At 61.1% G+C, this 275-nt stretch carries 1 protein-coding gene; it reads right to left on the reverse strand.

Annotation, left to right across the window (positions count from 1 at the left end; translation table 11 throughout):
• A partial coding sequence (locus tag P8629_RS11805) for a GTPase (protein WP_278166316.1) occupies window positions 1-275 on the reverse strand: 275 nt, incomplete at both ends.

Below are 275 nucleotides of genomic sequence, written 5' to 3' on the forward strand. Positions count from 1 at the left end.
TGTTGACCACCAGCCAGGTTTTCTTCTGATTGACACGCAGGTGATTGGCGATGGCCTCGTCGGCCACGTTGAGCCCCGCTCGGGCGTCCACCAGAAACAGCACGATGTCTGCTTCGTCGATGGCGGCCAGGGATTGCTCTGCCATGGCGGCGTCGATACCTTCCTCGTCGCCGCTGATGCCGCCCGTGTCGATCACGGTATAGGCTTTGTTGCCCAGCATGCCGTTACCGTATTTACGGTCTCGGGTCAGGCCGGGAAAATCCGCCACCAGCGCA

Origin of the sequence: Hydrogenovibrio sp. 3SP14C1, assembly GCF_029625905.1 — a bacterium.
In the GTDB taxonomy this organism is placed as follows: domain Bacteria; phylum Pseudomonadota; class Gammaproteobacteria; order Thiomicrospirales; family Thiomicrospiraceae; genus Hydrogenovibrio.